We start from the raw sequence: 25,147 nt of genomic DNA on the forward strand, positions 1-25,147 counted from the left end.
GCCCCGGCGCCCGGCGCGCCGGTGTGGGGGAACAACACCACCCCCCCCTAATCCCCCCCCCCGGGGGCCCCCCCAACCGAGTGGGGGGGCGCCCCACCACTGTATCCAATCCGCAGTGATATCCGTCCGCGCTAACTGCCGACCGGATGCAGGCCGTGGGCCGCCGCGACTTCCGGCGAGTATAGCTCCCCCGCATCGGCGGTGAGCCCCTGCGCCAGACCGTGATCGGCATCGCAGGCCGCGCGCCACCCGCGATCCGCGATGGCGTGCACATACGGCAGCGTGGCATTGGTGAGCGCCACCGTGGCGGTGTGCGGTACCGCGCCGGGCATATTCGCGACGCAGTAGAACAGTGAATTCGCCACCGGGAAGGTGGGTTTCGCATGGGTGGTGGGATGTGAGCTCTGGAAGCATCCGCCCTGATCGATGGCGATATCCACCAATACCGAACCGGGCCGCATGAGCGCGACGAGGCTGTCCGGCACCAGCTTCGGCGCGCGAGCGCCCGGCACCAGCACCGAGCCGATCACCAGATCGGCGGCGGGAACGGCCTTTTCGACCTCGGCGGCATTGGAGCCGATGGTGGTGATCCGCCCGGCGAAGCGCGCGTCAAGTTCGCGCAATCGCGCGATATTGGTGTCCAGCACCGTGACTCGCGCTCCCATGCCGACCGCGACGCTCGCGGCATTGACCCCGGCGACCCCGCCGCCGAGCACCACCACATCGGCGGGCCGCACCCCGGGAACCCCGCCGAGCAGCACCCCTTCCCCGCCCTGCGGTGACATCAGCTGATACGCCCCGACCTGGGTGCCGAGCTTGCCCGCGACCTCGCTCATGGGCGCGAGCAGTGGCAGCGACCCGTCCGCCGCGCGCACCGTCTCGTAGGCGATGGCGGTGATCCCGGAGTTCAGAATCGCCTCGGTGCATTCCCGCGACGCCGCCAGATGCAGGAAGGTGAACAGCGTCCGCCCGCGCCGCATGCGCGAATACTCCTGGGCGATCGGCTCTTTCACCTTCAGGATGAGATCGGCGGCGGCCCAGACCTCATCCGCGGTGGGCAGGGTGCGCGCACCGACTCCGAGGTAATCGGCGTCCGGAAAACCGGAGCCGATTCCGGCCCCGGTTTCGATCAGCACCTCGTGTCCGCCGCGCACCAGCTCCCCGGCTCCGGCCGGGGTCAGCGCCACCCGGAATTCCTGCTCCTTGACTTCCTTCGGTACCCCGATTCGCATACCGCCATCGTGTCGCACGTACGGCCTCACCTGCGTGAACGCCACGAAGCGAATCGGCTAGCGGGCGGCGAGGGTGAGGGTTTCGCCCGGGGTGGGAATCCGGAGCTGATCCGCGCGGCCCGCGTAAGCGAAATTGCGGGCGAGGTAGTCCAGGGATTCGGAGAAGTGACCCCAGCCCTCACCGTGCACCGGCACGATGACCGCATCGCCGAGCGCCTCGGCGGCACGAACCGCACTGCGCCCGTTGAGGGTGACATCGCTGTCCCCGAAGCGATCCACATTGGCCGCACCGACGAACAGGATCGCCGTATCGATCCGCCCGATGCGATCGGCGATCTGCTGCACCAGGTCCACCGACGCGTTGTCGCCGGAGACATAGACGGTGGGCAGCCCCTCACCCTGCAGGACGAATCCGGTCACCACCCCGGAGAACGCTTCCGCGCCTTCGGGCCCGTGCAGTGCGGGCACACCGGTCACGGTGACGTCGCCGATCCGCACCGATTCCCAATTCGCCAGTCCCTGAACACCTTCCAGGCGTCCGGCGGCATCGTTGGTGGACAGCACCCGCGCCACGGTGCCGAGGAATTCGCGCCCGGAGTTGTCCAGGTTGTCGGCGTGCTGATCGTGCGAGAGCAGCACCACGTCCACCGGCCCGACCTGCTCGACGGGGATGGCGGGACCGGTGAGCTTGTGCAGCGTGATCGGCCCGGGGTAGTCGCCGGGCGCGTCGAACGTCGGATCGGTCAACCAGGTGAGGTTGCCGTAGCGCAACCGCACGGTGGGTCCGCCGATGTGCAGGATGTCGATGGTGGCGGTGGTGTTTTCGATCGTGTTCGTCATGAGAACGAGCTTGCTCCGCACGGACAGAGCACAACAGTGGCCCGGAGGCCGCTTATCGATAAGATCGGGCCATGCGTTCCGTTGCGGTGCTGGCGTTCGAGGGCATCAGCCCGTTCCACCTGTCGGTGCCGACCCTGGTGTTCGGCCGGGTCGGCGCGGGCGGCGACTCGTCGTACCGGGTGGACGTCTGCGCGGAACAACCCGGAATCCTCTCCACCCCAGCGGGTTTCGACATCATCGTGCAGCACGGCTTGGACACCCTGGAGCGCGCGGAGACGATCATCGTGCCGAGCTGGGAGCGCGATCGGCCGTTGACGGACCCGACCCGGGACGCGCTGCGCCGCGCGCACGCCAATGGCTCCCGCATCGTCGGCCTGTGCCTGGGCGCGTGGGCCATCGCCGCGAGCGGTCTGGCCGACGGCCGGGAGATCACCACGCACTGGTCCGCCGCCGACGAATTGGCCCGCGCCTATCCGGCCGTGCGGGTGCGCGCGGACAGCCTGTGGTCCGATCACGGTGATCTGATCACCTCCGCCGGCGTGGCCGCGGCCCTGGACTGCTGCCTGCATCTGGTGCGCACCGATCTCGGCAGCCGCCGGGCCACCGAACTGGCCCGCGCCCTGGTACTGGCCCCGCACCGCAGCGGTTCCCAGGCCCAGTACATTCCGGTGGCCGTGCCCGAGGCGATGGATGACGATCCGCTCGAGCACGCCATGGTCTGGGCGCGAACACATCTCGACGAGCCGGTCGACCTGGACACCTGGGCCCGCACCGCCCTCATGTCCCGCCGCACCTTCACCCGCCGCTTCCGCGATCGCACCGGTTCCAGCCCGCAGCAGTGGTTGCTGCAACAGCGCCTGGACCGTGCCCGCCTGTTGCTGGAGTCCACCGACGACACCATGGATCGCATTGCCGCGGAGTCCGGTCTGGGCACCGCGGTCAATCTCCGCCACCATTTCCATCGCCAGTTGGGCACCAGCCCGGCGACCCACCGGACACAGTTCCGGCGGGCGGCGGTAGCTTCCTGATCATGAAGATTCAGCTCGGCGATAACGCGCCCCAGATCGACGAGAGCGCGTGGATCGCGCCCAATGCCACCGTGATCGGCCGGGTGAAGCTGGAAGCCGATGTGAGCGTGTGGTACTCGGCCGTGCTGCGCGGCGATCTCGAGGACATCTCCGTCGGCAAGGGTTCGAATATCCAGGACGGCTCGGTGCTGCATGCCGATCCCGGCTTCCCGTGCACGGTCGGGGCGGGGGTTTCGGTGGGGCACAATGCGATTCTGCACGGCTGCACCGTCGGTGATGATGTGCTGGTCGGCATGGGTGCGACGGTGCTCAACGGCGCGGTGATCGGCGCGGGCAGCCTGATCGCGGCGAACGCGCTGATTCCCGAGGGTGCGCAGATCCCGCCCGGGTCGTTGGTGGCGGGTGTGCCGGGCAAGGTGCGGCGTGAATTGGGTGAGGCCGAGCTGGATCGCATTCGGCTGAATGCGGCCGTGTACCTGCACAACACGAGCCTGCACCGCAACGGTCAAGAGGTGTGACTACAGGGGGTGTGTGATACCCCCCACACTGAACAAGCGACCATATGGCCCGCTGTTAGCATTCGTCGAAGCGTTCCCGGCGGCCCGGGCTGTGCCGCCGCTTGCCGGGTGCGTGCTGTGCGCTAGCAGGAGGTTTCATACGGTGTTGTACGAGCAGAACGGTATACACCGACGGCCGATCAGCGTGGCCGATATCGCGGCCCAGCCGGGTGGCATCGAGGCACTACAGCGGCGAGTACACGAATTGCGTTCCAATGGAATCGATTTCGCCGCCAATGCGATCGAGCGCGAGATGAGCGCACTGAACGTCCAGTGACTGGACAGTAGGTTCACGGCGAGCGCCCGGTTGGCGTACCGCGATGCGATAATGCGGGTTGATCTTTCCCGCCACAGCCGTGGTCCCCGCAATGTCGCGGATGCCAACCGAATCGACTGGAGACTCGATGCCGTCCGTGCCCGCCATCCTGCAACGCATTCTGGAAAAGCCGCGGGCAGAAGGCGAACAGCTGCTGGAGAGCGCGCTCTCGGCCTTCCTGGATTTCGGTATCAAGCGAACCAGCATGGGCGAGATAGCGCGTCGCGCGGGCATCAGCCCCGCGACGCTGTACCGCCGCTTCGAATCCAAAAACGATCTGGTGGAGGCGGTGAGCGTGCGCGAGGCGCAGCAGTTCATCGCCGAGATCGATCAGCGCGTGCGCGAGGTATCGCACAATGGCCAGGCCGGTGAGGAACAGCTGGTCGAGATCTTCGTCGCCTTCATCACCAATCTGGCCAATAACAAACTGCTGCAACGCCTGCTGCGCACCGAACCCGATGTGATCCTGCCCCGGCTCACCACCGAGGCCGGTCCGGTGCTGGCGGTCGGGCGCACCTATCTGGCCGAGAAGCTGCGCGGGCTACAGGAATCGGGCAGCGTCCCGGATTTCGACGCCGATCTGGTCGCCGAAGTCCTTGCCCGCCTGGGGCAATCGCTGGCGCTCACCCCGGACGGGCTCATTCCGCTCGGCGATGAGCGCGCCGCGCGCGAGTTCGCACGGCGCACCATCCTGCCGATGATCGGCGTACAACCCGCCTGAAATCACCCGGCCCGCACCGGTTTCGCGGTGGATCTGCCCGCGAACCGGCGCATGATCGGCACATCCACCAGGTGGTAGAGCAGCGCGCCCAGCGCGAGCGAGACGACCAGGCTCAGCAGTGAGAATCCGGCCCAGCCGAGGATGCCGAACTGCTTGCCGCCGATGAGATATCGGGTGATCACCACCATCACCGGCAACTGCACCAGGTAGAACGCGAAGGTGATGTTCCCCAGCCATACCAGCCGGGGATGCGAGGTGATCCCCTCGATGCCGTGCATATCCCGCGCGCCGAGGGTGGCGACCACCGCGGTCATGGGTGCGAGCATGAGCGCGGACATCTTGTAGTTGACCGGCACCACCCAGGTCGCGGCGTAGGAGAGCGCCAGCACCAGCAGCGGCACCGTCAATCTCGTCGTGCGCCAGCGTCCTTCGAGCACCATGCGCGCGGCCAGCACGCCCAGGTAGAACTCCGGCAGTCGCGAGGCCGGGAAGGTGTAGCTCAGCCAGTACGACGGTGAGACCGGGATATCGGGCTGGGCGAACCAGGCGGGTGAGGAGTGCAGTTCGTAGTACGGCGAGGTGTCACCCGGAACCAGCCGGGGCACAAAGATATTCGCGATCCCCTTGGGCCCGTCCGCCCACAGGTAGAACGCGGTGTGCAGCGCCAGCACGAACAGCACCAGCAGGCCCATCGCGAGCAGCAGTCGCCGCGAGGGAATCCGCCGGATCAGCGGCAGCGCCAGCGGGAAGCTCAGATAGAACAGCACCTCGGCCGCCAGCGACCAGGACGGCACATTGAGCCCGCCGACCATGGTCCACTTGGGCACCCAGGTGTGGATCAGCAGCAGATTCGGGGCCCACACCACCAATCGATGCAGCGGAACCCCTGCCGCCACAATGAATGCCGCCGCCCCCAGCAGATGCGTGGGGTAGATCTTCAGTACCCGTCGCCGATAGAACCCGCGCACCGAATTCCCGGGCCGGAACGACCAGTAGATGATGAACCCGGACAGCACGAAGAAGAAGGTGACGCCCGCCGCGCCCAACTGCATCGGAAACCACTGGTGGATGGTCCGGAACAGTTCGGACTTCTGGAACGGATACACCGGCAGGAATACCAGCGCATGCACGGTGAACACCGCGCAGGCCGCCCACCAGCGCGCACCGGTCAGCGACGGCAGCGCCGGGCGCTCCCGATTCGCCCTGGCCGCAACGCTTTCCGATACGTCGCCGGGCGTCGCGGCCGGTGGCTGCGCCGCGCTGGCCGACGGTGGTGCGGACGCCGCCCGGGCGACCACGTCCTCCGCGCCCGCGGCGAGTTCCGGTGAGGTGGTCATCGGCCGTACCTCTCGTAGACCGCGTTCGCGACGACCGCGTCACCGTGGGCGGAGGGATGGAACGGCAGGCCGCCGATATCGGTGCGATAGTCCAGTACCCCGTTCAACCACGGGTCGGCCGAACACAATCCGTGGCCCAGCGTCGGGGTGCGGGTATCGAGGAAGTCGATGCCCAGCAGGGCGGCCGCTTCGCGCTGCGCCCGATCGATGCGATCGAGGTATTCGATGGCGGCCGCACCGCGCGGCTGTATGAAGGGTGCGACGCCGAAGAGGTTGATGCACAACGTGTTCTGACCGGAGGGGAACAGTTCCGGATAGCCGACCAGCACGATGCGCGCGTTCGGAGCGTAGTACTTGATGTAGGTGACCACATTGCTGATGCGCTGGGCGAAGACGGCGCCCGAGACACCGCGGTAGTCGGTCATCCGGCCCTGTTCGGCCGCTTCCGGACCACACCCGTCGATCAGGTTGAGAATGCATTTCTGCAGCGACCACCACATGATCATGTCGGTGTCGCCCCAGCGATCGTTGAGCCCGATCTGCATGGTCACCAGTTTGGTGCGCGGCCCGAAAGCCCCTGCCTTATCGGCTTTTTGGGCTTCCATGGCGAGGGTGTACCCGGGCGGGGTGTCGATCGAGGCCCCCGGACAGGATGCGTCCAGATAGTCGGCGGGCCGCATGAGCCCGACCAACTGCTGCGGCCAGGAGGTATCGCTGTGCACGCATTTGGCCTCCTCGGAGAGGAAGTCCCATTTATTGGCGGTGTACGAATCACCAAGGACCACAAGCTCTTTGCCCTCGGGCGCGGGATCGGCCGTCGCGAACCCGGTCCCGGTGACGACGGCGGTTGCCGCCATGGCGACGGCGCACAGCCAGCGCCCACTCCTGCCGAACAATTCCAGCTCCCTCAGTATCCGGCGCGCGGTTCGAACCCGGGCACGGCCAGGGTGGGGGGCGCGGGCTTCTCGACGGTTTGGGCGGGCAACTGCTGCACCGGTTTCGGCGCGGGCGCGACGGGTTCGGGCGCGGGCGGCTGCGCGGGCACGACGGGTTGCGCGACCGGCGCTTCGGTCGGCGCGGGCGCGGGCACGGCGGTACTCGCGGGTGCCGCGGTGCTCGCGGCCGCCGCGCTGGTCACCGGCGCGGCGCTGGTCACCGGGGCCACCGCGGTCGAGGTTTCCCCGGCCGATTCGCCCGAATCAGCGCTGCCGCCGCAGGCGACCGCCCCGCCGATCACTGTGAACGCACCGATCACGGCCGCGATCGCGCGGAGGGTTGATCGGACTGGGGCATGAGACTTCATGGCAGACCCTCGAATCATGAACTGAAGTGTTCGCTATTCACTTGCGCGGAAGTGTACAAACCTCCCGACCCCACCCCACCCCGATTCGCCCAAACCCCACGCCCCCAGTTCCGTGGGCATCGCCGCCCCCGCTACCAGCCGGAAGAGGATTCCGTCGCCCCGCGGAATTCGGGCAAACTGACGGCATGAAGGTCCGCGACGCACCCCGCGCCACCCGAGCCGCACTATCGAGGTGGCTGCCTCCGCATCGCGTCGCGAAGCTCCTAGCCGCCGCCGTCACCGCGGCCATCCTGGTCGGAGCGGGTTCGATCGCGTGGATCCGTCTAACCACCCGAAACCTGCAATACGACGTCGCGACCGCCCCGCCCGCCGATATCGCCATCGTGTTCGGCGCACAGGTCTATCGCACCGGCAAACCGTCGCCGTACCTCGCCGCGCGACTGGACCTGGGCCGCCAACTCCTGGCATCCGGCAAGGTGAAGGCAATCCTGGTCAGCGGTGACAACGGTGCGGCCAGCCATCACGAATCCGAGGCCATGCGCGCCTATCTGGTCGAGCGCGGCGTTCCGGCCGCCAAAATCGCGCTCGACGGCGCGGGTTTCACCACCTACGACTCCTGCGTCCGCGCACACGATGTGTTCGGCGTGCGCAGCGCAATCGCGGTGACCCAGGACTTCAGCGTCCCCCGCACCCTCGCGCTGTGCCGCGCGGCCGGTATCGACGCGGTCGCGGTCGCCGATACCGCCCGGACCCATGACGATGTCTATCGGAAGTGCTGGCTCCGTGACCAATTGGCCGCTACCAAGGCCGTGTACTCGATCCTTTTCCGTCCCGAGCCGAGGTCCTCGGGCCAACCGGAGGCCGCGGTGCGCGATGCGATGGCCGCGCCCTAGTTCTGTTCGATGGTCTCGGGCTCGCAGGGCTCGGACACCGCATTCGCGGCGTTCCGGTGTTGCCGCCATTTCCAGTAGCCGAACGCGAGTAGTGCCAGGACCGGGATGATGATGGCGAGGCCGGAGTCGATTTCCCTGGCGATCACCGTGAACGACTGTCCTACCAGGTAGCCCGCCAGCACCAGGGCCGCTCCCCACAGCAGCGCGCCCGCGAAACTGGCGGCGAGGAAGCGTGTATACGGCATCGCGGACATGCCGACCAATTGCGGGAGCATGGTCCGGAAGAAGGCGCTGAACCGGCCCAGGACGATTGCCCAGCCGCCGCGGCGTTGCAGGAAATCTCCCGCCCTGTCGAAATTCTTGCGATAGCGGCGCAGGATCTCCCACTCCAATACCCGCGCGCCGTAGATCTTTCCGATGGTGAATCCGATACTCGCGCCGACCACCGCCGACAGCACCACCAATGCCAGCGTGACGCCCAGATTCAAATGTCCCTGACTCGCGGCCACCCCGGCCAGAATGGCGGCGGTATCGCCGGGCACCAGCAGCCCGAATACCATCGCCTCCTCGGCGAATACCAGCAGCCCGATCACCAGGTAGGTCCACACCGGTGAGAATCCGAGTATTCGCTGCACGAGCGAGTCCATGCCACGACGCTATCGGTCCGCCCGCGCCGATTCGGTAGGACACTCCTCCACCACTGAAAGACGCCGGTAGCGGATCCCTACTTCCCCTACCGGCGTCCTCTTGTCAGCGGCTGACGCCGCGGCAAGTCAGATATTGCCCACCGTTGCGGCGGCGCTACCCGTTGCACCGGCGGCAATGGCGCTACCGGAGCAGAGCCCCGCGAACAGAAGTGCCAGGAGCATTACGAAACCTTTCGAGCAGTGCGTGAATTTCGGAGTGTCTGATGAGGACTCTCGAAAAGTACTGCCCCGCAAGCGAACATCCGATACCCTGAGCGATTCTCCCGGTAACCTCCATGACGATCCCCAGTAATCTCTCAGGCCCCGGTTCGTCGATTCTGTGCTAGGTCGAGAACGGCGAACCCGCACCCTCGGCGCGGGTGCCGCTCTTGCGGCCGGTCGCGGCGAGCGGCAGCGCGATATCCTCGAGCGAGCGGCCTTCCGCGTCCACCGCCAGCGCCCGGGCCACCAGCCCGCCCGTGATCATGACCGCGGCGCCCAGCAGATAACCGATGGCCAGGCGGCCCGGGTAAGAGCCGTCACCGATCAGCGCACCGTAGATGACCGGGCCGAGCGCGCCGAAACACTGTGCGATGGCGAAGAATACGGCGATCGCCTTGGCGCGCACCTCGAGCGGGAAGATCTCGCTCACGGTGAGATAGGCGGCGCTGGCGCCGGCCGAGGCGAAGAAGAAGATGACGCACCAGCAGATGGTCTGGGTGATGGCGTTGAGGACGTCGGCGTAGAACAGTCCCGCCGAAATGGCCAGCAGCACGCCCGAGAGCAGATAGGTGCCCGAGATCATGGTGCGTCTGCCGATGGTGTCGAAGAGGTGTCCGATGGTCAACGGCCCCAAGAGATTTCCCACCGCGAAGGCGATCAGGTAGATCGGGGTGGATTCGGACGGGACACCGTAGAACTTGCCGAGCACCAGCGTGTAGGTGAAGAAGATCGAGTTGTACAGGAAGGACTGGCTGATCATCAGCGTGGCCCCGAGAATGGCGCGGCGCGGATATTCGCTGAACAGCACCCGGGTCAGGGCGACGAAGCCGATCTGGGTGGCCGGTTTGACCTCCATGGCCTTGGATTCGTCCACTGCCGGAAGCGTTTTCCCGGCGGCCTCGACCTCGTGCTCGATTTCGGCGATGGATTTCTCGGCGGCTTCCGCGCGGCCGTGCATGATCTGCCAGCGCGGGCTTTCCGGCAGATGCCGCCGCACCAGCAGAATCACCAATCCGAGCACCGGGCCGATCAGGAATCCCAGCCGCCAGCCCAGTGACAGGCTCATATGGTTGAGCAGAATGTAGGTGCCGATGGTGCCGATAATCGCTCCGGCCCAATAGGTTCCATTGACGGCGATATCGACCCGGCCGCGATATCGCGCCGGAATCAATTCGTCGATGGCGGAATTGATGGCCGCGTATTCACCGCCGATGCCCATTCCGGCGATGAAGCGCGTCAAGTACAGGAACGCCACCCAGCCCGCCCCGTTGCCCAGGGTGAAGGCGGTGAGCCCGCTGCCGATCAGATAGATCGCGAGGGTCACCATGAAGAGATTGCGCCGCCCCAGCCGATCGGACAGATGCCCGAACAGCAACGCCCCCACCACTTCTCCGGCGAGGTATATCGTCGCGATCAAACCGACCGCCGCCGAGGACATATTGAGCGTTTCCGGTTTGGTCAGCGTATCGGCGACCGCGCTGGCGACGGTGATCTCCAGCCCGTCCAGCACCCACGCCACGCCGAGCGCCACCACCAGCCGGGTGTGAAACCTGGACCACGGCAACCGGTCTATCCGCGCCGGTACCAGTGTCCGCACCACCCCGTCCGCCACCTGAGCCATCCCGACCTCCAAGTCCGAACCCCGCAGAATCCCGACTACCCGGCCCAGGCCAGCGCAAACACCACACTGTCAATGACCGCACACCCGGGTGATCAGTAGCAGGCCAGACCTTACCGGCGGGATCGCCGACAACCCGGCAATCCCGCTGCGGCGGGTGCGAACCGGTCAGTCGCGGGCGCGGACCTCGAGGATTTGCAGGGCGCGGCCGATGGGGCCCTGTTCGTCGTGCAGCACGGTGGAGCACATGCCCACGCCGTCCGGTCCGATGGAGGTGGCGACCGACAGTCCGATCCACTCGCTCACCGGCAGCCGGAACAGATCCACGGTGAGATCGGTGTTGAGGAAGGTGTACTTCGCCGGATCGAGTTGCGCGCCAATGCCATTGGCGAGATCGGCGACCGCGAACACGGTGCCCAGCGGCGTCACCGGCTCACCGTCGACGACCGCGCTGTGCGAGCGCACCCAAACATGGCGCGCCCCAAAGGAATCCGGCAGCGCGCGAATATCGACGGTCCGTACATAGCCCACATCCCAGCCCGCCGGAATGTCCCAGCCGATCTGCGCGGCGGGCGGAATCGGCGGTAGCGGGGCGTCTGCGGTCAGCGCGACGCTCGCGGTATCGGTGGTCGCGATGCGCCAGGCGCTCGCCTTGGCCACCACCCGCCGGGTGCCGTCGGGCAGCAGCGCCGCGAGCTCGGCGGCCACCAGTTCGATGCGCTTGCCGGGCCGCTCCACCCAGGCCCGCACATCGATCTCGGCAACCGGAATCGGCCCGAGGATCTCCATGGTCAGCCGGGTGACCCGCATACCCTCGCGGGGCGCGCACCGCTCCACCGCCCGAGCCAGCAGGGCCGAGGGCGGCGCACCGTGCTGCATGGTGTGCGCCCAGACGCTCACCGTGGATTCGGTGGCCAGGTACCGTTCGTACCCGCCCTCGACGGCTCCGACCGGAACGAAGTACGCGGGTGTTGCCACTCGATCGCCGGTCTCCGCCGCATCGGTCCGGGTCGTCTCGCTCACTTGGCTCACCGAGCCAAACTACCAACCCGTTCGACTCGCTAATCACCCCTGGCGGTCGGGCGCGGGCGCACTGTCGAACTCAGTCCAGCGGTTTGGGTGTGCCACGCTGTTCGGCGGCGGTTTCCAGGTACGCGCCGAGCTCGGATTGCAGTACGCGATCCAGGGCCTGCGCGAGGCTGGTCTGCACCGCGGTGACACCCAATTCGCGCAGGTGGTTGAGCATCTTGGTGAGGGCGGCGACCTCGGCGTCGGTATCGGGCAGCCAGCCGGGACCGTGGTCGGCGACGATCTGATCCTTCGCCGAGACGACCATGAGCCGGGCGATGTCCTCCACGCGCTTGACCACCGCGGCGTAGACGTCGATCAATCCGGTGAGCCCGTAGCCGTAGCCGTGCAGGGCGGCGAAGGTCGCCAGCAGTTCGGGCTGGGTGAATTCGATGGTTTCCTCGTGCAGCCGGGCCAGCCCGACTTCGGCGAGGCGGTCCAGTTCCTCGGCGGTGACGGGCGCGGTATCGCCCTCACCGAGGAAACTGTCCATGAGTTCGCGCGGAACCTCCAGGGGCTCTTCGGTTTTGCCCCAGGTGGCGGTGACGGCCTGCTGGAGTCCGAGCACTTCGGACAGATCCTTGCCGGTCTCCCAGCTGGTGATGAAATCGCCGATGTGCGCGGTCGTGAACCCGCGTTGCAGCAGCGCGTCGATGATCTTGAGCCGCGCCAGATGCGAATCGTCGTAGATCAGGGCGCGGCCCGCTCGCCGGGTGGGCGTGGTGAGCAGGCCGCGTTCCTGATAGGCGCGCACATTGCGGCTGGTGGTCCCGGCGGCGCGGGCGAGATCATCGATGCGGTAGTCCGCCATCCTGGTCTCGCCCTCCCCGTTTCCCGATAGCCGGTCCATGTCGTGTCGACATTAGCCGAGCGAGACGGCGATTCCACGGTCGGCACCCGGGGCGCGCGCGGCGTCCCTGGGGGTGAGGACGTAATCGCCGAGTTCGACGCGGGCGAGCTGTCGCACGTACTGGGTGCCGAAGCCCGGATACATGGTGGCGTTGAAGCCGTCCTCGGTGAGATACCAGCTGCTGCAACCGGAATTCCAGGTGGTGGACTCCAATCGCCGCTGAATCCCCGCGTTGTACGCGTCCTGCCGATCACGCCGCACCTCGAGCATGCGCAGATCGCGGTCGAGCAGCAGGCCGATGGCATCGGTCAGATATTCGATCTGCGCCTCCATGTAGACCAGCGCCGAATTGTGCCCCGGCCCGGAGTTGGGGCCGAAGGTCAGGAACAGATTCGGATAGCCCTCGACCGCCACGCTCTTGAAAGCGTATGCGCCCCTGCTCCATTCGTCACCGAGCACGCGTCCGTCGCGGCCGGTGATCGGAATCGGCGCACCCGCCTTGGAGATATCGAATCCGGTGGCGAAGACGATGGCGTCGAATTGGTGCTCGATACCCTCGGCGGTGCGAATCCCCTTCGGGGACAACTGCGCGATGGGCCAGGTGACCAGCTTGCAGTTGTCCTTCTGCAAGGCCGGGTAGTAGTCATTGCTGATCAGCAGCCGCTTGCAGCCCGCCCGGAAATCCGGGGTGAGCTGACGCCGCATCCACGGATCGCTCACCTGAGATCGCAAGTGCAGCAGTGCGACCCGCTCCACCACCCGGGTCAGCGGGGTATTCCACACCACGCCCAGCGCCACCGATTCATGCCCCCAGAACCAGGCGTCGCGCGCCAGCTTCTGCGTGATCGGAGCCTGCCGGTACAGCTGCCGGGTCACGGCATTGGTGCGCCGGTTCACCCGCGGCAGCACCCAGCCGGGCGTGCGCTGGAAGACCTTCACCGAGGCGGCCTTGTCCACCAGCTCCGGAATGATCTGCACCGCACTGGCTCCGGTGCCGACGACGGCGACCTTCTTACCGGTGAAGTCGTAGTCGTGATCCCAGCGCGCGCTGTGGATCTTGCGACCCTCATAGTCGTCGATGCCCGGGATATTCGGCAGGCTGGCATTGGAGAGCGGACCCGAGGCCACGACCACGCTGCGCGCCTTCACCTTTCGCCGCCCCTTGGTGAACGACAGTTCCCACAGCCCGGTCATCTCGTCGAATTCCAGACCGGTGACGGTGTGCTCGAACCGAATGCTGGGTCCGATGCCGAACTCCGCCACCATGGATTCGATATACCCGAGGATCTCACCGCTGCCGGAGTAGGTGTGCGACCAATCCGGATTGGGCGCGAACGCGTACGAGTACAGCCGCGACGGAATATCGCACGCCGCACCGGGATAGGTGTTGTCCCGCCAGGTGCCGCCGACCCGGGTATCGCGCTCGAAGATCGCGAAATCCGTGATCCCCTTCTGGCGCAACCTGATAGCCGCGCCGATACCCGCGAATCCGGCACCGATGATCGCCACATCCAGTGGCTTGGCAGCCGCGCTCATGCGACGGGCTCGTAGGTGAGTTCCTTGGACCAGGTCGGCTGGGCTCCGAGGAAGCGTTCGGGAATGCGCGAGGTCACCTTGACCATCGCATCGGCGAACAGGTGGTACGGGTGGTCGCGGTTGATCACCCAGCTGGCATGCATTTTCACGATTCGGTACATGGGCACGCGATTGGCGATCGGCGCGCGCTCACCGACCGAGCGGAAGCGGCGCATGGCGGCGTACAGCTTCTCCTCGTCCACGCCCATTTCGACGATATTGTCGCGCATCTTGTTCAGCAGCGGCACATAGCTGAGCACGCCGACGATGAACGACGGTTTGGCCCAGCCGCCCACCAGATCGATGGCGAGCTTGCGCGCCGTGGAATGCCCGAGCAACTCCATCACCGCGTAATCGGTTGCCAGATGCCGGGATTCGTCGGCATTGATCTTCTTGAAGACCTCCTGCGCGACCGGATCGTCGATTTCATCGGTGATGAACTTGATCAGCGCGCCGTCCAGGGCGACCTCGAGCATGGGAATCACGGTGCCCAGGAACGAGAGCGACATATCGTCGGCATGCTTGTCCAGGAAGTCGATCACCAGCTTGACATTGATATTGGGCTCCGGGATCTCATCCCCGTCGAGCATGCCCCACCGGCGCATCAGCGCCAGTTCGGCATTGGCGTGCCGCTGCTCCTCGGCATGGAAGTACTTGTAGATCTGCTTGAGCGTCTCGGTCGGGGCCTTCTGCGCCATGGCCGCGAACCCGCGTGCGCCGACATTCTCGATCCACATGAGATCGGCCATGAACGGCTTGAGTTTGGCGTGCAGCTCGGGCTCGATGAGCTCGGCTCCCGGTGCGTCCCATTCGATATCGGCCAGCGCCCACTGCTTGGACGCGATCTTGCCGAGCATATTGTCGAAGTCGAAAGGCATGTCAGACTCCTGTCTTGACGGGTGCGGCGACCGAATCGTTCTGCGGCAGAACACGGTTCAGTACGCCGAGGGCATGGGTGTATACGGCCGGGAAGGTGCGCTTGAGCAGCCAGACCGCATGCGCGTCCAGCTGCGGCAGCACATAGAGGCGGCCGTGATCGTGGGCATCGAGGGTGGTGCGCGCGACGCGTTCGGGCGAGAACCCGGTCCAGCGCATCAGCTCGTCCGCGAGTCGTGAAGAGGCCGAACCGATTCGGCCGTCCCGCACTACATTGGTCTTGACGAAGGTCGGGCACAGTACGGTGACCGCGATACCGCTACCGGAGAGTTCGGCGGCCAGGGTTTCGGACAGGGACATGACCCCGGCCTTGGACACGTTGTAGACGGCCATCCCCGGCGCGGCGGCGAAGCCCGCGGCGGAGGCGACATTGATGATGCCGCCGTGCCCGGCGGTGCGCAGCAGCGGTGCGAAGACCTCGCAGCCGTGCACCACACCCCACAGGTTGATGCCGAGCGCCCATTCCCAATCGTCGAATCCGATGCCGCCCACCGGTTTTCCACCGATACCGACACCGGCGTTATTGATCACCAGGGTGGGCGGTCCGCCGAAGACCAGTTGGGCGTGGGTGGCCAGACTCTCCACATCCTCGCGCCTGGACACATCGCAGAACACCGCGTGTGCGGCGCGGCCGTGCGTGCGCCGAATCAATTCGACCGTCTCGTCGGCGCGATCCTTGTCGATATCGGCGCAGAGCACTTCACCACCGCGAGAGGCGATTTCGAGCGCGAAGGCGCGCCCGATACCGCTGCCCGCGCCGGTGACCACGGCCTTGGCATCATGTGTGCGGCGCGGGCCGAAGACCGGCAGCACACCGTCGAGAATTCCCATGATCAGCTCGCTTTCGCCTGGAGTCGCGCCTGTTCCAGCGCGGCGTGAATGAACTGCCGGGTGCGCCGCAGCGCGTCCGCCGCCTCGGGCACCAGCAGCGGCAGCGCCTGGAAGACGTGAATGCGACCCGGCCAGAGTTCGAGTTCGCAACTCACCCCGGCGGCCGTGGCCATGGCGTGCAGATGCCGCGCGTCATCGGCGAGCATCTCCCCCGCACTGGATTGCACCAGCAGCGGCGGCAGTTTCGCACCGTCCGGGATGGTCAACCGCAGGCGCGGCGAATCCTGCCGCTGCCCTTCGGTATACAGCTCGATCAGACGGCGGCCCACCGGTGCGGGTGCCATGGGATCCGCGAGCTTGCGATCCCGGACCTCGGCCAGGGTCAGCGTGAGATCCATGACCGGGGAGTACATGAAAACCCCCGCGGGCTGTGCGATTTCGCCGCGCAGATTCTGCAGCAGCAGATCCAGCGCCAGATGTCCGCCCGCCGAATCACCGCCGATCACCAGATCCTGTGCGCGGTAACCGTTGTCGAGCAGCCATCGGTATCCGGCCTCGACATCGTCGGCCGCGGCCGGGAACCGATGTTCGGGCGCGAGCCGGTAATCGATCAGAAAGACCGGCAGCCCGGCGATTTTCGACAGCCGCGAGGCCAGCCCGCGATGCGTGCGCGCCGAGCACACCACATAGCCGCTGCCGTGAATGTAGTAGATAGCCCTATCGCCCTGGGTGACCCCGGCCGCGCGGACCCATTCGCCGCGCACCGCGCCCGATCGCACCGGGGTGACCCGGGTGCCCGGCAATACCGGCCCGAAGGCCGCCATCACCCCGGCGATCAGTCCGCGTCCCGCCGCGATGCCCACCCGATTGGGTGGCAGCAGTCCATTGATCCGTCGCAGGCCGACCACCGACGCCGATGCCGCCAGCCGCGCTTGTCGCGAGGCCGCCACGGGTACCACCGCCGATCCGAAGGTCGCCATTGACCCTGTTCTCGTCATGTCGCAAGAATCATCCACCAATGCGCCAGTTGTCAATGGCACATTGAGAACAGGGTTTTATCGACTTGGAAACAACCAGCTCAGGGCATGGAAAAAGCGGAGCCCGGGTCCAGAAGACCCGGGCTCCGCTCTCGACGAGACGGGCTTTACGCCTCGATTTCGCTGCGGTCACCGCTCCACAGCGTGTGGAACTTGCCGGGGCCGTCGATGCGCTCGTAGGTGTGCGCACCGAAGAAGTCACGCTGACCCTGGGTCAGCGCGGCCGGGAGACGCTCGGCGCGCAGCGCGTCGTAGTACGACAGCGAGGACGCGAACGCCGGAACCGGAATGCCGAGCAGGGTCGCGGTGGCGACCACGCGCCGCCAGCTGTCGATGGCGGTCTCTATGGCCTCGCGGAAGTACGGGGCCAGGATCAGGCTCGGCAGCTCCGGGTTCTCGTCGTACGCCTCCTTGATGCGGTTCAGGAAGCGGGCGCGAATGATGCAGCCGCCGCGCCAGATGGTGGCCAGATCGCCGGGATGCAGATCCCAATTGTATTCGGCGCTACCGGCTTCGATCTGATCGAAGCCCTGCGCGTACGCCACGATCTTGGAGGCGTACAGCGCCTGCCGGATGGCCTCGGTGAATTCGGCTACGTCCGTGGGCTTTTCGGCGAGCTGACCCGAGGCCAGGCCGACGGCGGCCTTGCGCTGGGCGCGCGAGCCGGACAGCGCGCGGGCGAAAACCGCCTCGGCGATACCGGTGACGGGCACACCGAGATCCAGGGCGGACTTGACCGTCCAGCGGCCGGTGCCCTTCTGCTCGGCGGCATCGACGATGACGTCCACGAGCGGCTTACCGGTCTTGGCGTCGACCTGGTTGAGCACCTCGGCGGTGATCTCGACCAGGTAGCTCTCCAGCTCACCGGAGTTCCAGTCGGTGAACACATCCGCGATCTGCTTGGCATCGAAGCCGAGCGCGTCGCGGAACAGGTTGTACGCCTCGCCGATGAGCTGCATATCGGCGTATTCGATGCCGTTGTGCACCATCTTGACGAAGTGGCCGGAGCCGTCCGGTCCGATATGGGTGCAGCACGGCGTGCCATCGACCTGTGCCGCAATGGATTCCAGCATCGGGCCGAGCGATTCGTAGGATTCCTTGGGCCCGCCGGGCATGATGGCCGGACCGTTCAGCGCGCCCTCCTCACCACCGGAGATGCCCGCGCCGACGAAGTTCAGCCCGCGCGCGGCCATCGCCGCCTCGCGCCGAATGGTGTCGGTGTACAGCGCGTTACCGCCGTCGATGATGATGTCGCCGGGCTCCATGGCCGCGGCCAGTTCCTCGATGACGGCATCGGTGGGGTCGCCCGCCTTGACCATGATGAGCACGCGGCGCGGCTTCTCCAGGGCGGCGACGAATTCCTCGACGGTCTCGGTGCGCACGAAATCGCCGTCGCCGCCGTGCGCCTCGAGCAGGGCGTCGGTCTTGCCGATGCTGCGGTTGTGCAGAGCGACCGTGTAGCCGTTGCGTGCGAAGTTGCGGGCGATATTGCTACCCATGACCGCGAGTCCGGTGACGCCGATCTGGGCGCGCGCTGTAGAGGTCGCCATGAAACAGCCTCTCTCCATTCGACAGATGTAGTTGCGTGGCCGCACGAACCGGGTTCGTCGGCGGCACCCCGAAAACGTGCGGAACGCCTGACCTTTTCTACCGCACGCCCGATTCGTCATTCAGCGCGGATACGGGCGACCGCGCCGAGGGTCAGCCCGGCGCGGGCAGCTCGAAGCCGACTTCCGCTCCGCCGCCGGGATTGTCGGCCGCGAAGACGGTGCCGCCGTGCGCGGTGACGATGTCGTGCACGATGGCCAGGCCCAGTCCGGAGCCGGGGGTGGCGCGAGTGCGATCGGCCCGGTAGAAGCGATCGAACACCGCGCGCTGGGCGGCCGGATCGATACCGGGACCGTGATCGCGCACACTCACCCGGGTGCGATGAATCACCAGTTCGACATCGGTATCGGCCGGGCTGTACTTGGTGGCGTTGTCGAGCAGATTGTCGACGCAGCGGGCCAGGGCGTGCGGTCCCGCGGTCACCGTTGCCGGATCGTCCAGGCGCACGGTGATGGTGCGCTCGGTGCGGCGGCGGAAGCGCTGTGCGCACTCCTCGGCGAGTTCGGCGAGACTCACCTCGCTCGCGGGTTCGGCGGTGTGCTGATCGGTGGCCAGTTCCACGAGTTCGGCGACGAGCGCGTCCAGGGCCTTGGCCTCCTGGACCAGGGTGGTGAGCACCTTGGCCTCATCCTCGGGACCGAGCCTGCCGCGGGCGCGCTGGAGCAGTTCGGCGCTGCCGCGCACCGAGGTCAGCGGTGTGCGCAGTTCATGACTGGCGTCCTCGACCAGCCGCTGCTGCTGTGCGCGCGAGACGCGCAGTGCGGCGAGCATGGAATTGAAGTTCCGGGTGAGCTCACCGACCTCATCGTGGCCCGCGTCCGGAAGCACGGTGGACAGATCCCGGGTGGTCGTAATCCTTTGCGTCGCATCGGCGAGACGGCGCATGGGACGCAGTATGCGGCCGATGGCGAGCCAGCTGATCAACGCCGCCGCCACGACCGCTATCGAGGTGAGTGAGGCTGTGCTCCACAGGAACTCGTTGTCGACGCGGGTGACCTCGTCATAGTTCTGGCCCACCATGACCGCACCGCCACCGGCTCGGCCGTGGGTGAGCACCCCGTAGGTGGTATCGCCGATATCGACATTGGTCTCATTGCTGCCCTTGCCCGCACGGGCGATCTCCCGATCCAAATCATTGACCGGCAAGGGATTCCGCCCCGGGGTGAGCGGCTTGACGGTCCCGTCCGGGAGCAGCAGCTGTTCGGTCATATCCGGCCGCTCGGGCAGTTCCGCACCCGAATCCAGCAGGGCCAGCACCACATCCGCCCGATCGGCGAGTCCGCGATCGACCTGCGCCGCGACCAGCGGTGACACACTGCGGTACGCCATGACCAGGGTGGTCAGAATGGCGGCCACCGTCACGATGACCGCCACCAGGGTGAGCCGGGCCCGCAACATCACGCGGTCTTGACGGTGTAGCCGACATTGCGGACGGTCTGGATGAGCCGGGGCTCCCCGCCCTCCTCCGTCTTGCGGCGCAGGTAGCCGATATACACATCCAGCGAACGGGATTCGGTGTCGAAGTCGAAACCCCAGATGTGCTCGTAGATCTGGCCGCGGGACAGCACCACCCGCTGATTGCGCAGCAGTAGTTCCAGCACATCGAATTCGGTGCGGGTCAGATCGAGAAGTCGTGTCCCCCGGTGCACTTCGCGCGTCGCGGGATCGAGGGTCAGATCGGCGGCGGTGAGCAACGCGGACGCGGGCTCATCGGGTGCGCTGCGGCGCAGCAGCGCCCGCAGCCGGGCCAGCAGTTCCTCGGTATCGAACGGTTTGGCCAGATAGTCGTCGGCTCCGGCGTCCAGGCCCGCGACCCGGTCGCCGACCTGATGCCGTGCGGTGAGCACCAGGATCGGCAGCCGGTCGCCCTTGCGGCGCAGTGCCCGGCACAGGGAGAGCCCGTCCATGCGGGGCATCGCCACATCCACCACCGCCAGATCGGGACGATCGGCCTCCAGCGTCGCGAGCGCGGTCAGGCCGTCGTCGGCCAGCAGCACCCGGTAGCCCTCGAACCGCAGGAGCTGGTCCAGGGTGCTGCGTACATTCGGATCGTCCTCGACCACGAGCACCGTCGCGCTAGTCATCGGCTCAGTCTGGTCGGCGGTGGTCGCGGTCATGGATTCCGGCCTGTCAGTTCGTGACCGGGGCCACGGCGATGGGCGGGACCGCCGCGATGCAGGCGGTGTCGCCGGGCTTGCCGTTGCGGACGAAATCGGCGATCACACCGACCACGCAGCCGCTGGGCTCCAGGTCCGGGACGTGTCCGGTGTTCGGCACCGAGATGAAGGTGGCGTCGGCGAACTTGGCGGCGACGAGCTTGCCGTTGGCATCCGGGGTGATGGCGTCGAGATCACCGGAGATGACCAGTACGGGCACATTCGGCAGTGCGGTGCGCACCTGATCGGGACGCTGGTGATCCTTGATGCCGGGCCAGTTGATGCACGCGTCACCGCCGTCACGCTGTCCGGCGGCGAAGCCCTGCGGGCTGAACGCGCCGAACGCGCCGGGGGTGCCCGCCTGGGCGAGCGCGTCGCGGTACTGCTGTTCGCGCTGCGGCAGCGCGGCGTCCCGGGACCACAGCGGCGCGTAGTCGTTGCAGGCCACGGTGATGTAGAGGCCGATGTTCTCGTAGCCGTCCTCGGCCGTGGTCAGTTTGGTGAATTCGATGAGGCCGCTGTCATCGCCGCGCACGGCCGCGTGCAGGGCGGCGGGCAGCATGCCCAGCGGGGTCATGGCCTGCGGGTCCGCGCCGATATTGCTGGTGGCGGATTCGAACACCAGGCTGGCGAGCTTGGCCTCGTCGAGCTGGATGACGCCCTTGCCCTGGACGGTGAGCGGCTTGTCCCGCAGCCGAGCGGCAACGGCGGTCAGGTCGTTGACGGCGGTATTGCCGTCGCACACCCGGCTGCGCTCGCAGATGCGTTGCAGTGCAAGGGAAACCGCCTGGGCATTGGGCCGCTGCATCGAATCGGTGTCATGCGGGTACGCACCCGAGAGCACCATCGACTGCACATGCTCGGGATGCCGCTGGGCGTAGATCGGCAGCAGGTACGTGCCGTAGGAGATGCCGTACGGAATCACCTTGTCGATGCCGAGTTGCGCACGGACGGCGTCGAAGTCGTCGACGGTCGCGGCCGAGGTGTAGCCCTCCGCCTTCGGGCCGAGCTCCTGGGCACAGCGCGCGACCGCCTGCCGCTGTTGTTCGCGGGTGCCCAACTGGTATTCGTCCTCGCTCACACCGCATTTCACCGGGTTGGAGACCCCGGTTCCGCGCGGGTCGATCAGCAATACGTCGTACTGATTCAGCAGTCCGGCCGCCACCTTGGACGCGTCCTCGGCATGCCCGATCATCGGCACGCCCGGACCACCCGGGTTCGGCAGGATGGTGCCCGCCGCCGCACCGCCCGCACTGTGCTTGATGCGGGCGTACCCGACATCGATGGTGCCCAGATCGGGTTTGCCCTCGACCAGCGGGCGTTGCACCACACCGCAATCCACCGCGTAGCCCTCGACGGTCGGGCACCACGGCGTGGCCGTGGTGGCTTCCCGCGCATCGCCGCAGCCGGTGACCAATCCGGCCAGTACGGCCGCTGCCAGCCCGAATCCCATTATCGATCGCACTCCGGCGCGCATACCGGGCTCCCTCCGCACTCTCACCCGGTGTGTCCGGGCGACTGAGGTAATCGTGCGGGCCCTCCCGCAAAGCCTTTTCAAACAAACGTCAAAGCGAGGTAAGAATCCACGGCGGGTGACGCGTAGCCTGTTGACGTGCCTCTCGACCACGGTGATCCCGGTGATGCCCCCTCGACTCCCCCGCCGCTGACGGCGGTGCTGAACGAACAGCGGCCGTCCCCGGCCGAGGAGACCAGAAGCGTTGTGGCGGCGACGAATACCGCGACGCTGGCCTCGCTGAGCGGCGATGGCGGGCCGTGGGCGTCCTTCGTCACCTACGGGCTGCTCGACGGTCAGCCGGTGCTGTGCGTATCGCGCTTGGCCGAGCACGGGCGCAATCTCGCCGGTGATCCGCGCGCCAGCCTGTCGATCGTGACGCCCGATCTGCCGACCGATCCGCTGGCCGGTTCCCGGGTGACCCTGGCGGGCCGGGTCGAACGGCCGACGGGCGAGGAGGCCGCCGCCGCACGTGAAGCACATCTGGCCGCCGTGCCGTCGGCCAAGTACTACATAGACTTCAGCGATTTCACCGTGTGGGTGCTGCGGGTGGAGCGGGTGCGCTGGGTCGGCGGTTACGGTCGCATGGATTCCGCGAGCAGCGCGGACTACGCCGCCGCGCGCCCCGATCCGATTGTGTCCGTTGCCGGTCGGGCCATCACGCATCTCAATGACGATCATGCGGACGCGCTGCTGGATATGGCCAAGGCGCGCGGCGGCTATCCCGATGCCACCGCCGCGGTCTGCGAGCGCGCCGACCGCTACGGCCTCGATCTGCGGGTCACCACCCCGCGCGGCATCGCGGTGACCCGCGTGGGCTACGTCGCGCCCATCGATACGATCGGTGAACTGCGTTCGGCGACGGTCGAATTGACGCGACTGTCGCGCGAGGCGTGATCAGCTCAGATCGTTGATGCAGTAACCCTCCGGGCCGATGGTGGTCTTGAACAGCATCGGCTGGGTGACCCCGGACGAATTCGTCACCGGCACAGTGACATCGACATCGGAGATGCCGGTGGGCTGGGTGCTGAACTCACCGAATCCGGTGGTGCCGGTGAGCCTTCCGGGATTGTTCGACAGCACCGATCCGGGGCACACCAGCGGGTACTTGCCCTCGATATCGTTCACGTCGACGGGTTTGCCGACCCAGCGGGACAGGTAGCGCTGCACGGCATATCGCGCATCGGCCTCATTGAAGGTGTTGACGGTGCCGTTCGCGGCGACGCGCGGGCAGGCGTAGCCGGAGCCGATCTCACTGCGCTTGGCGCTGACGGTCAGCGCCGGTCCGGTCCAGATCGCGGCGAATTGCCCGTCGACGCCCGGCTGTGCGACGGCCGCGAGGATTCCGTCCTTGTCGGCGTACATATTTCGCGCGTTCTGCGGTTCGATGGTCCAGCATTTGCGCACCAGCTGATCCATATCGCCCGCCAGCAGGTTCCGAATGAACGGCCGCAAGGCCCTGGCCGCGGCCTGATATCCGGGAACCTCGCCGATCGTCACCTCCGGATCGGCCGCGACGCTCGACTTCACCGCTGAGGCGGACGAATTCTGTTGCGGTAGTGCGGCTATCGACTGCGAGGTCTGCGAGGAATGTCCTGAATGCTCATCCGATCCCCCGCAACCGGTCAGCAGCGCGGCCAGCGCGACGGCGGCCAGCCCGAACGAACCCAACGCTCCGCGTGTGCTCATCTCCCAGATGCTAATGCTTCGTCACCGACCGCGATGGGGGCATCGGGACCAAGAGCCATGCCGAATTGTGGACGGCCGTCCGGGGCGAAGGCCATCGGCTGGGCACGCACGCTCCGGCCCGCCCAGCCGGTGCCGGGATCGAGCCGGGCGTGATAGGTGATCCACTGCCGGTCACCGACGGTGAAGAAACCGTTGTGCCCGGGCGCGATCGAGCCGGGGCCGCCGGGCAGGATGGGACCGCCGGATTTGGTCCACGCGGCCGGATTCATCGGATCGCCGCCCGCGGCCAGGCGCAGCAGCCCGAGGCGGTAGCTGTCATCGAAACTGGCGTTGGCGGAGAAGGTTACGTAGAGGGTGCCGTCCGGCGCGAACAGCGGCTGCGGCGCTTCATTGATGAGCAGATTCGCGTCATTGGGGACGGTCTCCCAGTCGGCGGTGGGGGTCGAGATCACCACGGATTCACCGATGGGCGTCAGCGGATCCGACATGCGGATGGCGCAGATCTGCTGTACGAGTTCGTTTTCCGGGTCCAGGCAGGACCACAGGAAATAGCCCTGTTTCTTATAGGGCAGGTAGACCCCGTCGATGGCGACGCCGCCGGGCAGATCCATCGGGCCGAGGTAGTCGTACGGACCGGCCGGATCATCGCCGGCCGAGCGCAGCGCGTACATCCGGTGCGACTGATGGCTGTCGTTCTCCTGGCCCGCGTAGTAGATCCACCAGCGATCGCCGATGTGCTGCAATTCGGGAGCCCAGATCTTGGTGCACGCGGGGGCCGGACAATCCGGATGCCGCCACACCACCGCCGGTTCGGCGTCGCCCAATCCGCCGAGGGTGTCCGAGCTGCGAATGACGATATTGTCGCCGTTGTAGAAATCGCCCTGTACCAGGTGGAATCGCCCCTGGTAGTAGGCGATGCTCGGATCCGCGCCCGCACCCAGGATGGGATTGGTGAACTCCTCGCGATGCGGACCGTAGGCCGCGGCGTGGGTCGGCGATAACACCGGGCCGAGGATCGCGACGCAGATCAGTCCCGCCATTGCCCGCCAGCCCGCCACGACCACCTCCAGCACCTATGAAGAATCCAGTTTCCGGCTTCGCGGTGGCAAGATCGGTGATTCCCGGACAGTC

The 25,147-nt window shown here is 66.8% G+C and carries 25 protein-coding genes; 6 read left to right on the forward strand and 19 right to left on the reverse strand.

Annotated features, from left to right (window positions below):
* Positions 1-131: 131 nt before the first annotated feature.
* Together ald and ACFC0O_RS44270 are read right to left on the reverse strand one after the other, a co-directional pair.
* A complete protein-coding gene (gene ald, locus ACFC0O_RS44265; RefSeq protein ID WP_375968321.1) occupies positions 132-1,232 on the reverse strand; it encodes an alanine dehydrogenase in 1,101 nt (366 codons plus the stop codon).
* A 57-nt stretch (positions 1,233-1,289) separates the two neighbouring features.
* Entirely contained in the window at positions 1,290-2,072 is a 783-nt protein-coding gene (locus ACFC0O_RS44270; RefSeq protein ID WP_375968322.1) for an MBL fold metallo-hydrolase, read from the reverse strand.
* Positions 2,073-2,143: 71 nt separating this feature from the next.
* Between ACFC0O_RS44270 and ACFC0O_RS44275 the strand changes: the two genes are divergently transcribed.
* The 4 genes from ACFC0O_RS44275 (at position 2,144) to ACFC0O_RS44290 (ending at position 4,694) form a co-directional block, all read left to right on the forward strand.
* Positions 2,144-3,100, forward strand: coding sequence for a GlxA family transcriptional regulator (locus ACFC0O_RS44275; protein WP_375968323.1), 957 nt, complete (start codon positions 2,144-2,146; stop codon positions 3,098-3,100).
* Positions 3,101-3,102: 2 nt separating this feature from the next.
* Positions 3,103-3,618 (forward strand): gamma carbonic anhydrase family protein, encoded by a 516-nt coding sequence (locus tag ACFC0O_RS44280; protein ID WP_364638095.1) that lies wholly within the window; start codon positions 3,103-3,105, stop codon positions 3,616-3,618.
* Positions 3,619-3,760: 142 nt separating this feature from the next.
* Entirely contained in the window at positions 3,761-3,934 is a 174-nt protein-coding gene (locus ACFC0O_RS44285; protein ID WP_364638098.1) for a hypothetical protein, read from the forward strand.
* A gap of 127 nt (positions 3,935-4,061) precedes the next feature.
* Positions 4,062-4,694 carry a TetR/AcrR family transcriptional regulator gene (locus ACFC0O_RS44290; RefSeq protein ID WP_364638101.1) on the forward strand — a complete coding sequence of 211 codons (633 nt, stop codon included), beginning with the start codon at positions 4,062-4,064 and terminating at the stop codon, positions 4,692-4,694.
* Positions 4,695-4,696: 2 nt separating this feature from the next.
* Here ACFC0O_RS44290 and ACFC0O_RS44295 read toward each other — a convergent pair whose 3' ends face one another.
* Genes ACFC0O_RS44295 through ACFC0O_RS44305 form a run of 3 tightly spaced genes read right to left on the reverse strand, consistent with a single transcriptional unit; the run spans position 4,697 to position 7,334 of the window.
* On the reverse strand, positions 4,697-6,031 hold the full coding sequence (locus ACFC0O_RS44295; RefSeq protein WP_375968324.1) for an acyltransferase family protein: 1,335 nt from the start codon (positions 6,029-6,031) through the stop codon (positions 4,697-4,699).
* Positions 6,028-6,927 carry an SGNH/GDSL hydrolase family protein gene (locus ACFC0O_RS44300; protein ID WP_375968325.1) on the reverse strand — a complete coding sequence of 300 codons (900 nt, stop codon included), beginning with the start codon at positions 6,925-6,927 and terminating at the stop codon, positions 6,028-6,030. Before ACFC0O_RS44300 ends, ACFC0O_RS44295 begins: the two co-directional genes overlap by 4 nt.
* 11 nt (positions 6,928-6,938) lie before the next feature.
* Positions 6,939-7,334, reverse strand: a complete 396-nt coding sequence (locus tag ACFC0O_RS44305) for a hypothetical protein (RefSeq protein ID WP_375968326.1) — start codon at positions 7,332-7,334, stop codon at positions 6,939-6,941.
* A gap of 185 nt (positions 7,335-7,519) precedes the next feature.
* Between ACFC0O_RS44305 and ACFC0O_RS44310 the strand changes: the two genes are divergently transcribed.
* Complete coding sequence (locus ACFC0O_RS44310; RefSeq protein ID WP_375968327.1) at positions 7,520-8,227, forward strand: vancomycin high temperature exclusion protein; 708 nt, start codon at positions 7,520-7,522, stop codon at positions 8,225-8,227.
* Here ACFC0O_RS44310 and ACFC0O_RS44315 read toward each other — a convergent pair.
* The 12 genes from ACFC0O_RS44315 to ACFC0O_RS44370 form a co-directional block, all read right to left on the reverse strand.
* Positions 8,224-8,874, reverse strand: a complete 651-nt coding sequence (locus tag ACFC0O_RS44315) for a DedA family protein (protein ID WP_375968328.1) — start codon at positions 8,872-8,874, stop codon at positions 8,224-8,226. The two genes, ACFC0O_RS44310 and ACFC0O_RS44315, sit on opposite strands and share 4 nt — an antisense overlap.
* 382 nt (positions 8,875-9,256) lie before the next feature.
* Entirely contained in the window at positions 9,257-10,756 is a 1,500-nt protein-coding gene (locus ACFC0O_RS44320; protein ID WP_375968329.1) for an MFS transporter, read from the reverse strand.
* A gap of 165 nt (positions 10,757-10,921) precedes the next feature.
* A complete protein-coding gene (locus ACFC0O_RS44325; protein WP_375968609.1) occupies positions 10,922-11,731 on the reverse strand; it encodes a thioesterase family protein in 810 nt (269 codons plus the stop codon).
* 124 nt (positions 11,732-11,855) lie between these two features.
* Entirely contained in the window at positions 11,856-12,671 is an 816-nt protein-coding gene (locus ACFC0O_RS44330; protein WP_364638119.1) for a MerR family transcriptional regulator, read from the reverse strand.
* A gap of 12 nt (positions 12,672-12,683) precedes the next feature.
* A complete protein-coding gene (locus ACFC0O_RS44335; RefSeq protein ID WP_375968330.1) occupies positions 12,684-14,207 on the reverse strand; it encodes a flavin-containing monooxygenase in 1,524 nt (507 codons plus the stop codon).
* On the reverse strand, positions 14,204-15,124 hold the full coding sequence (locus tag ACFC0O_RS44340; protein ID WP_375968331.1) for a ferritin-like domain-containing protein: 921 nt from the start codon (positions 15,122-15,124) through the stop codon (positions 14,204-14,206). The genes ACFC0O_RS44335 and ACFC0O_RS44340 overlap by 4 nt, the downstream gene beginning before the upstream one ends.
* A gap of 1 nt (position 15,125) precedes the next feature.
* Entirely contained in the window at positions 15,126-16,013 is an 888-nt protein-coding gene (locus ACFC0O_RS44345; protein WP_375968332.1) for an SDR family NAD(P)-dependent oxidoreductase, read from the reverse strand.
* A gap of 2 nt (positions 16,014-16,015) precedes the next feature.
* Positions 16,016-17,011: an alpha/beta hydrolase gene (locus tag ACFC0O_RS44350; protein WP_375968333.1), complete on the reverse strand. Its 996-nt coding sequence runs from the start codon at positions 17,009-17,011 to the stop codon at positions 16,016-16,018.
* A gap of 146 nt (positions 17,012-17,157) precedes the next feature.
* Entirely contained in the window at positions 17,158-18,600 is a 1,443-nt protein-coding gene (gene gndA, locus ACFC0O_RS44355) for an NADP-dependent phosphogluconate dehydrogenase (protein ID WP_364638134.1), read from the reverse strand.
* A gap of 151 nt (positions 18,601-18,751) precedes the next feature.
* Positions 18,752-20,056: an ATP-binding protein gene (locus ACFC0O_RS44360; RefSeq protein ID WP_375968610.1), complete on the reverse strand. Its 1,305-nt coding sequence runs from the start codon at positions 20,054-20,056 to the stop codon at positions 18,752-18,754.
* Entirely contained in the window at positions 20,056-20,742 is a 687-nt protein-coding gene (locus ACFC0O_RS44365) for a response regulator transcription factor (protein ID WP_375968334.1), read from the reverse strand. Before ACFC0O_RS44365 ends, ACFC0O_RS44360 begins: the two co-directional genes overlap by 1 nt.
* 46 nt (positions 20,743-20,788) lie before the next feature.
* Entirely contained in the window at positions 20,789-22,291 is a 1,503-nt protein-coding gene (locus tag ACFC0O_RS44370) for an alpha/beta fold hydrolase (RefSeq protein WP_375968335.1), read from the reverse strand.
* 135 nt (positions 22,292-22,426) lie between these two features.
* Between ACFC0O_RS44370 and ACFC0O_RS44375 the strand changes: the two genes are divergently transcribed.
* Complete coding sequence (locus ACFC0O_RS44375) at positions 22,427-23,224, forward strand: HugZ family protein (RefSeq protein WP_375968336.1); 798 nt, start codon at positions 22,427-22,429, stop codon at positions 23,222-23,224.
* Here the strand turns inward: ACFC0O_RS44375 and ACFC0O_RS44380 are convergent, their stop codons facing one another.
* Both ACFC0O_RS44380 and ACFC0O_RS44385 read right to left on the reverse strand, forming a co-directional pair.
* The gene (locus ACFC0O_RS44380; RefSeq protein WP_375968337.1) at positions 23,225-24,016 is read right to left on the reverse strand and encodes a hypothetical protein; all 792 of its coding nucleotides are present in this window, start codon (positions 24,014-24,016) and stop codon (positions 23,225-23,227) included.
* Positions 24,013-25,089, reverse strand: a complete 1,077-nt coding sequence (locus tag ACFC0O_RS44385) for a family 43 glycosylhydrolase (protein ID WP_375968338.1) — start codon at positions 25,087-25,089, stop codon at positions 24,013-24,015. Before ACFC0O_RS44385 ends, ACFC0O_RS44380 begins: the two co-directional genes overlap by 4 nt.
* Positions 25,090-25,147 lie beyond the last annotated feature (58 nt).

The sequence above is a fragment of the Nocardia sp. NPDC056100 genome (genome assembly GCF_042266325.1).
In the GTDB taxonomy this organism is placed as follows: domain Bacteria; phylum Actinomycetota; class Actinomycetes; order Mycobacteriales; family Mycobacteriaceae; genus Nocardia.

What these genes read in the sequence shown, in the direction of transcription:
- ald (WP_375968321.1), bottom strand. Translation starts at nt 1,232, where the DNA reads ATGCGAATCGGGGTACCGAAGGAAGTCAAGGAGCAGGAATTCCGGGTG.
- ACFC0O_RS44270 (WP_375968322.1), bottom strand. Translation starts at nt 2,072, where the DNA reads ATGACGAACACGATCGAAAACACCACCGCCACCATCGACATCCTGCAC.
- ACFC0O_RS44275 (WP_375968323.1), top strand. Translation starts at nt 2,144, where the DNA reads ATGCGTTCCGTTGCGGTGCTGGCGTTCGAGGGCATCAGCCCGTTCCAC.
- ACFC0O_RS44280 (WP_364638095.1), top strand. Translation starts at nt 3,103, where the DNA reads ATGAAGATTCAGCTCGGCGATAACGCGCCCCAGATCGACGAGAGCGCG.
- ACFC0O_RS44290 (WP_364638101.1), top strand. Translation starts at nt 4,062, where the DNA reads ATGCCGTCCGTGCCCGCCATCCTGCAACGCATTCTGGAAAAGCCGCGG.
- ACFC0O_RS44295 (WP_375968324.1), bottom strand. Translation starts at nt 6,031, where the DNA reads ATGACCACCTCACCGGAACTCGCCGCGGGCGCGGAGGACGTGGTCGCC.
- ACFC0O_RS44305 (WP_375968326.1), bottom strand. Translation starts at nt 7,334, where the DNA reads ATGAAGTCTCATGCCCCAGTCCGATCAACCCTCCGCGCGATCGCGGCC.
- ACFC0O_RS44310 (WP_375968327.1), top strand. Translation starts at nt 7,520, where the DNA reads ATGAAGGTCCGCGACGCACCCCGCGCCACCCGAGCCGCACTATCGAGG.
- ACFC0O_RS44315 (WP_375968328.1), bottom strand. Translation starts at nt 8,874, where the DNA reads ATGGACTCGCTCGTGCAGCGAATACTCGGATTCTCACCGGTGTGGACC.
- ACFC0O_RS44320 (WP_375968329.1), bottom strand. Translation starts at nt 10,756, where the DNA reads ATGGCTCAGGTGGCGGACGGGGTGGTGCGGACACTGGTACCGGCGCGG.
- ACFC0O_RS44330 (WP_364638119.1), bottom strand. Translation starts at nt 12,671, where the DNA reads ATGGACCGGCTATCGGGAAACGGGGAGGGCGAGACCAGGATGGCGGAC.
- ACFC0O_RS44335 (WP_375968330.1), bottom strand. Translation starts at nt 14,207, where the DNA reads ATGAGCGCGGCTGCCAAGCCACTGGATGTGGCGATCATCGGTGCCGGA.
- ACFC0O_RS44340 (WP_375968331.1), bottom strand. Translation starts at nt 15,124, where the DNA reads ATGCCTTTCGACTTCGACAATATGCTCGGCAAGATCGCGTCCAAGCAG.
- ACFC0O_RS44345 (WP_375968332.1), bottom strand. Translation starts at nt 16,013, where the DNA reads ATGGGAATTCTCGACGGTGTGCTGCCGGTCTTCGGCCCGCGCCGCACA.
- ACFC0O_RS44350 (WP_375968333.1), bottom strand. Translation starts at nt 17,011, where the DNA reads ATGACGAGAACAGGGTCAATGGCGACCTTCGGATCGGCGGTGGTACCC.
- gndA (WP_364638134.1), bottom strand. Translation starts at nt 18,600, where the DNA reads ATGGCGACCTCTACAGCGCGCGCCCAGATCGGCGTCACCGGACTCGCG.
- ACFC0O_RS44360 (WP_375968610.1), bottom strand. Translation starts at nt 20,056, where the DNA reads ATGTTGCGGGCCCGGCTCACCCTGGTGGCGGTCATCGTGACGGTGGCC.
- ACFC0O_RS44365 (WP_375968334.1), bottom strand. Translation starts at nt 20,742, where the DNA reads ATGACTAGCGCGACGGTGCTCGTGGTCGAGGACGATCCGAATGTACGC.
- ACFC0O_RS44370 (WP_375968335.1), bottom strand. Translation starts at nt 22,291, where the DNA reads ATGCGCGCCGGAGTGCGATCGATAATGGGATTCGGGCTGGCAGCGGCC.
- ACFC0O_RS44380 (WP_375968337.1), bottom strand. Translation starts at nt 24,016, where the DNA reads ATGAGCACACGCGGAGCGTTGGGTTCGTTCGGGCTGGCCGCCGTCGCG.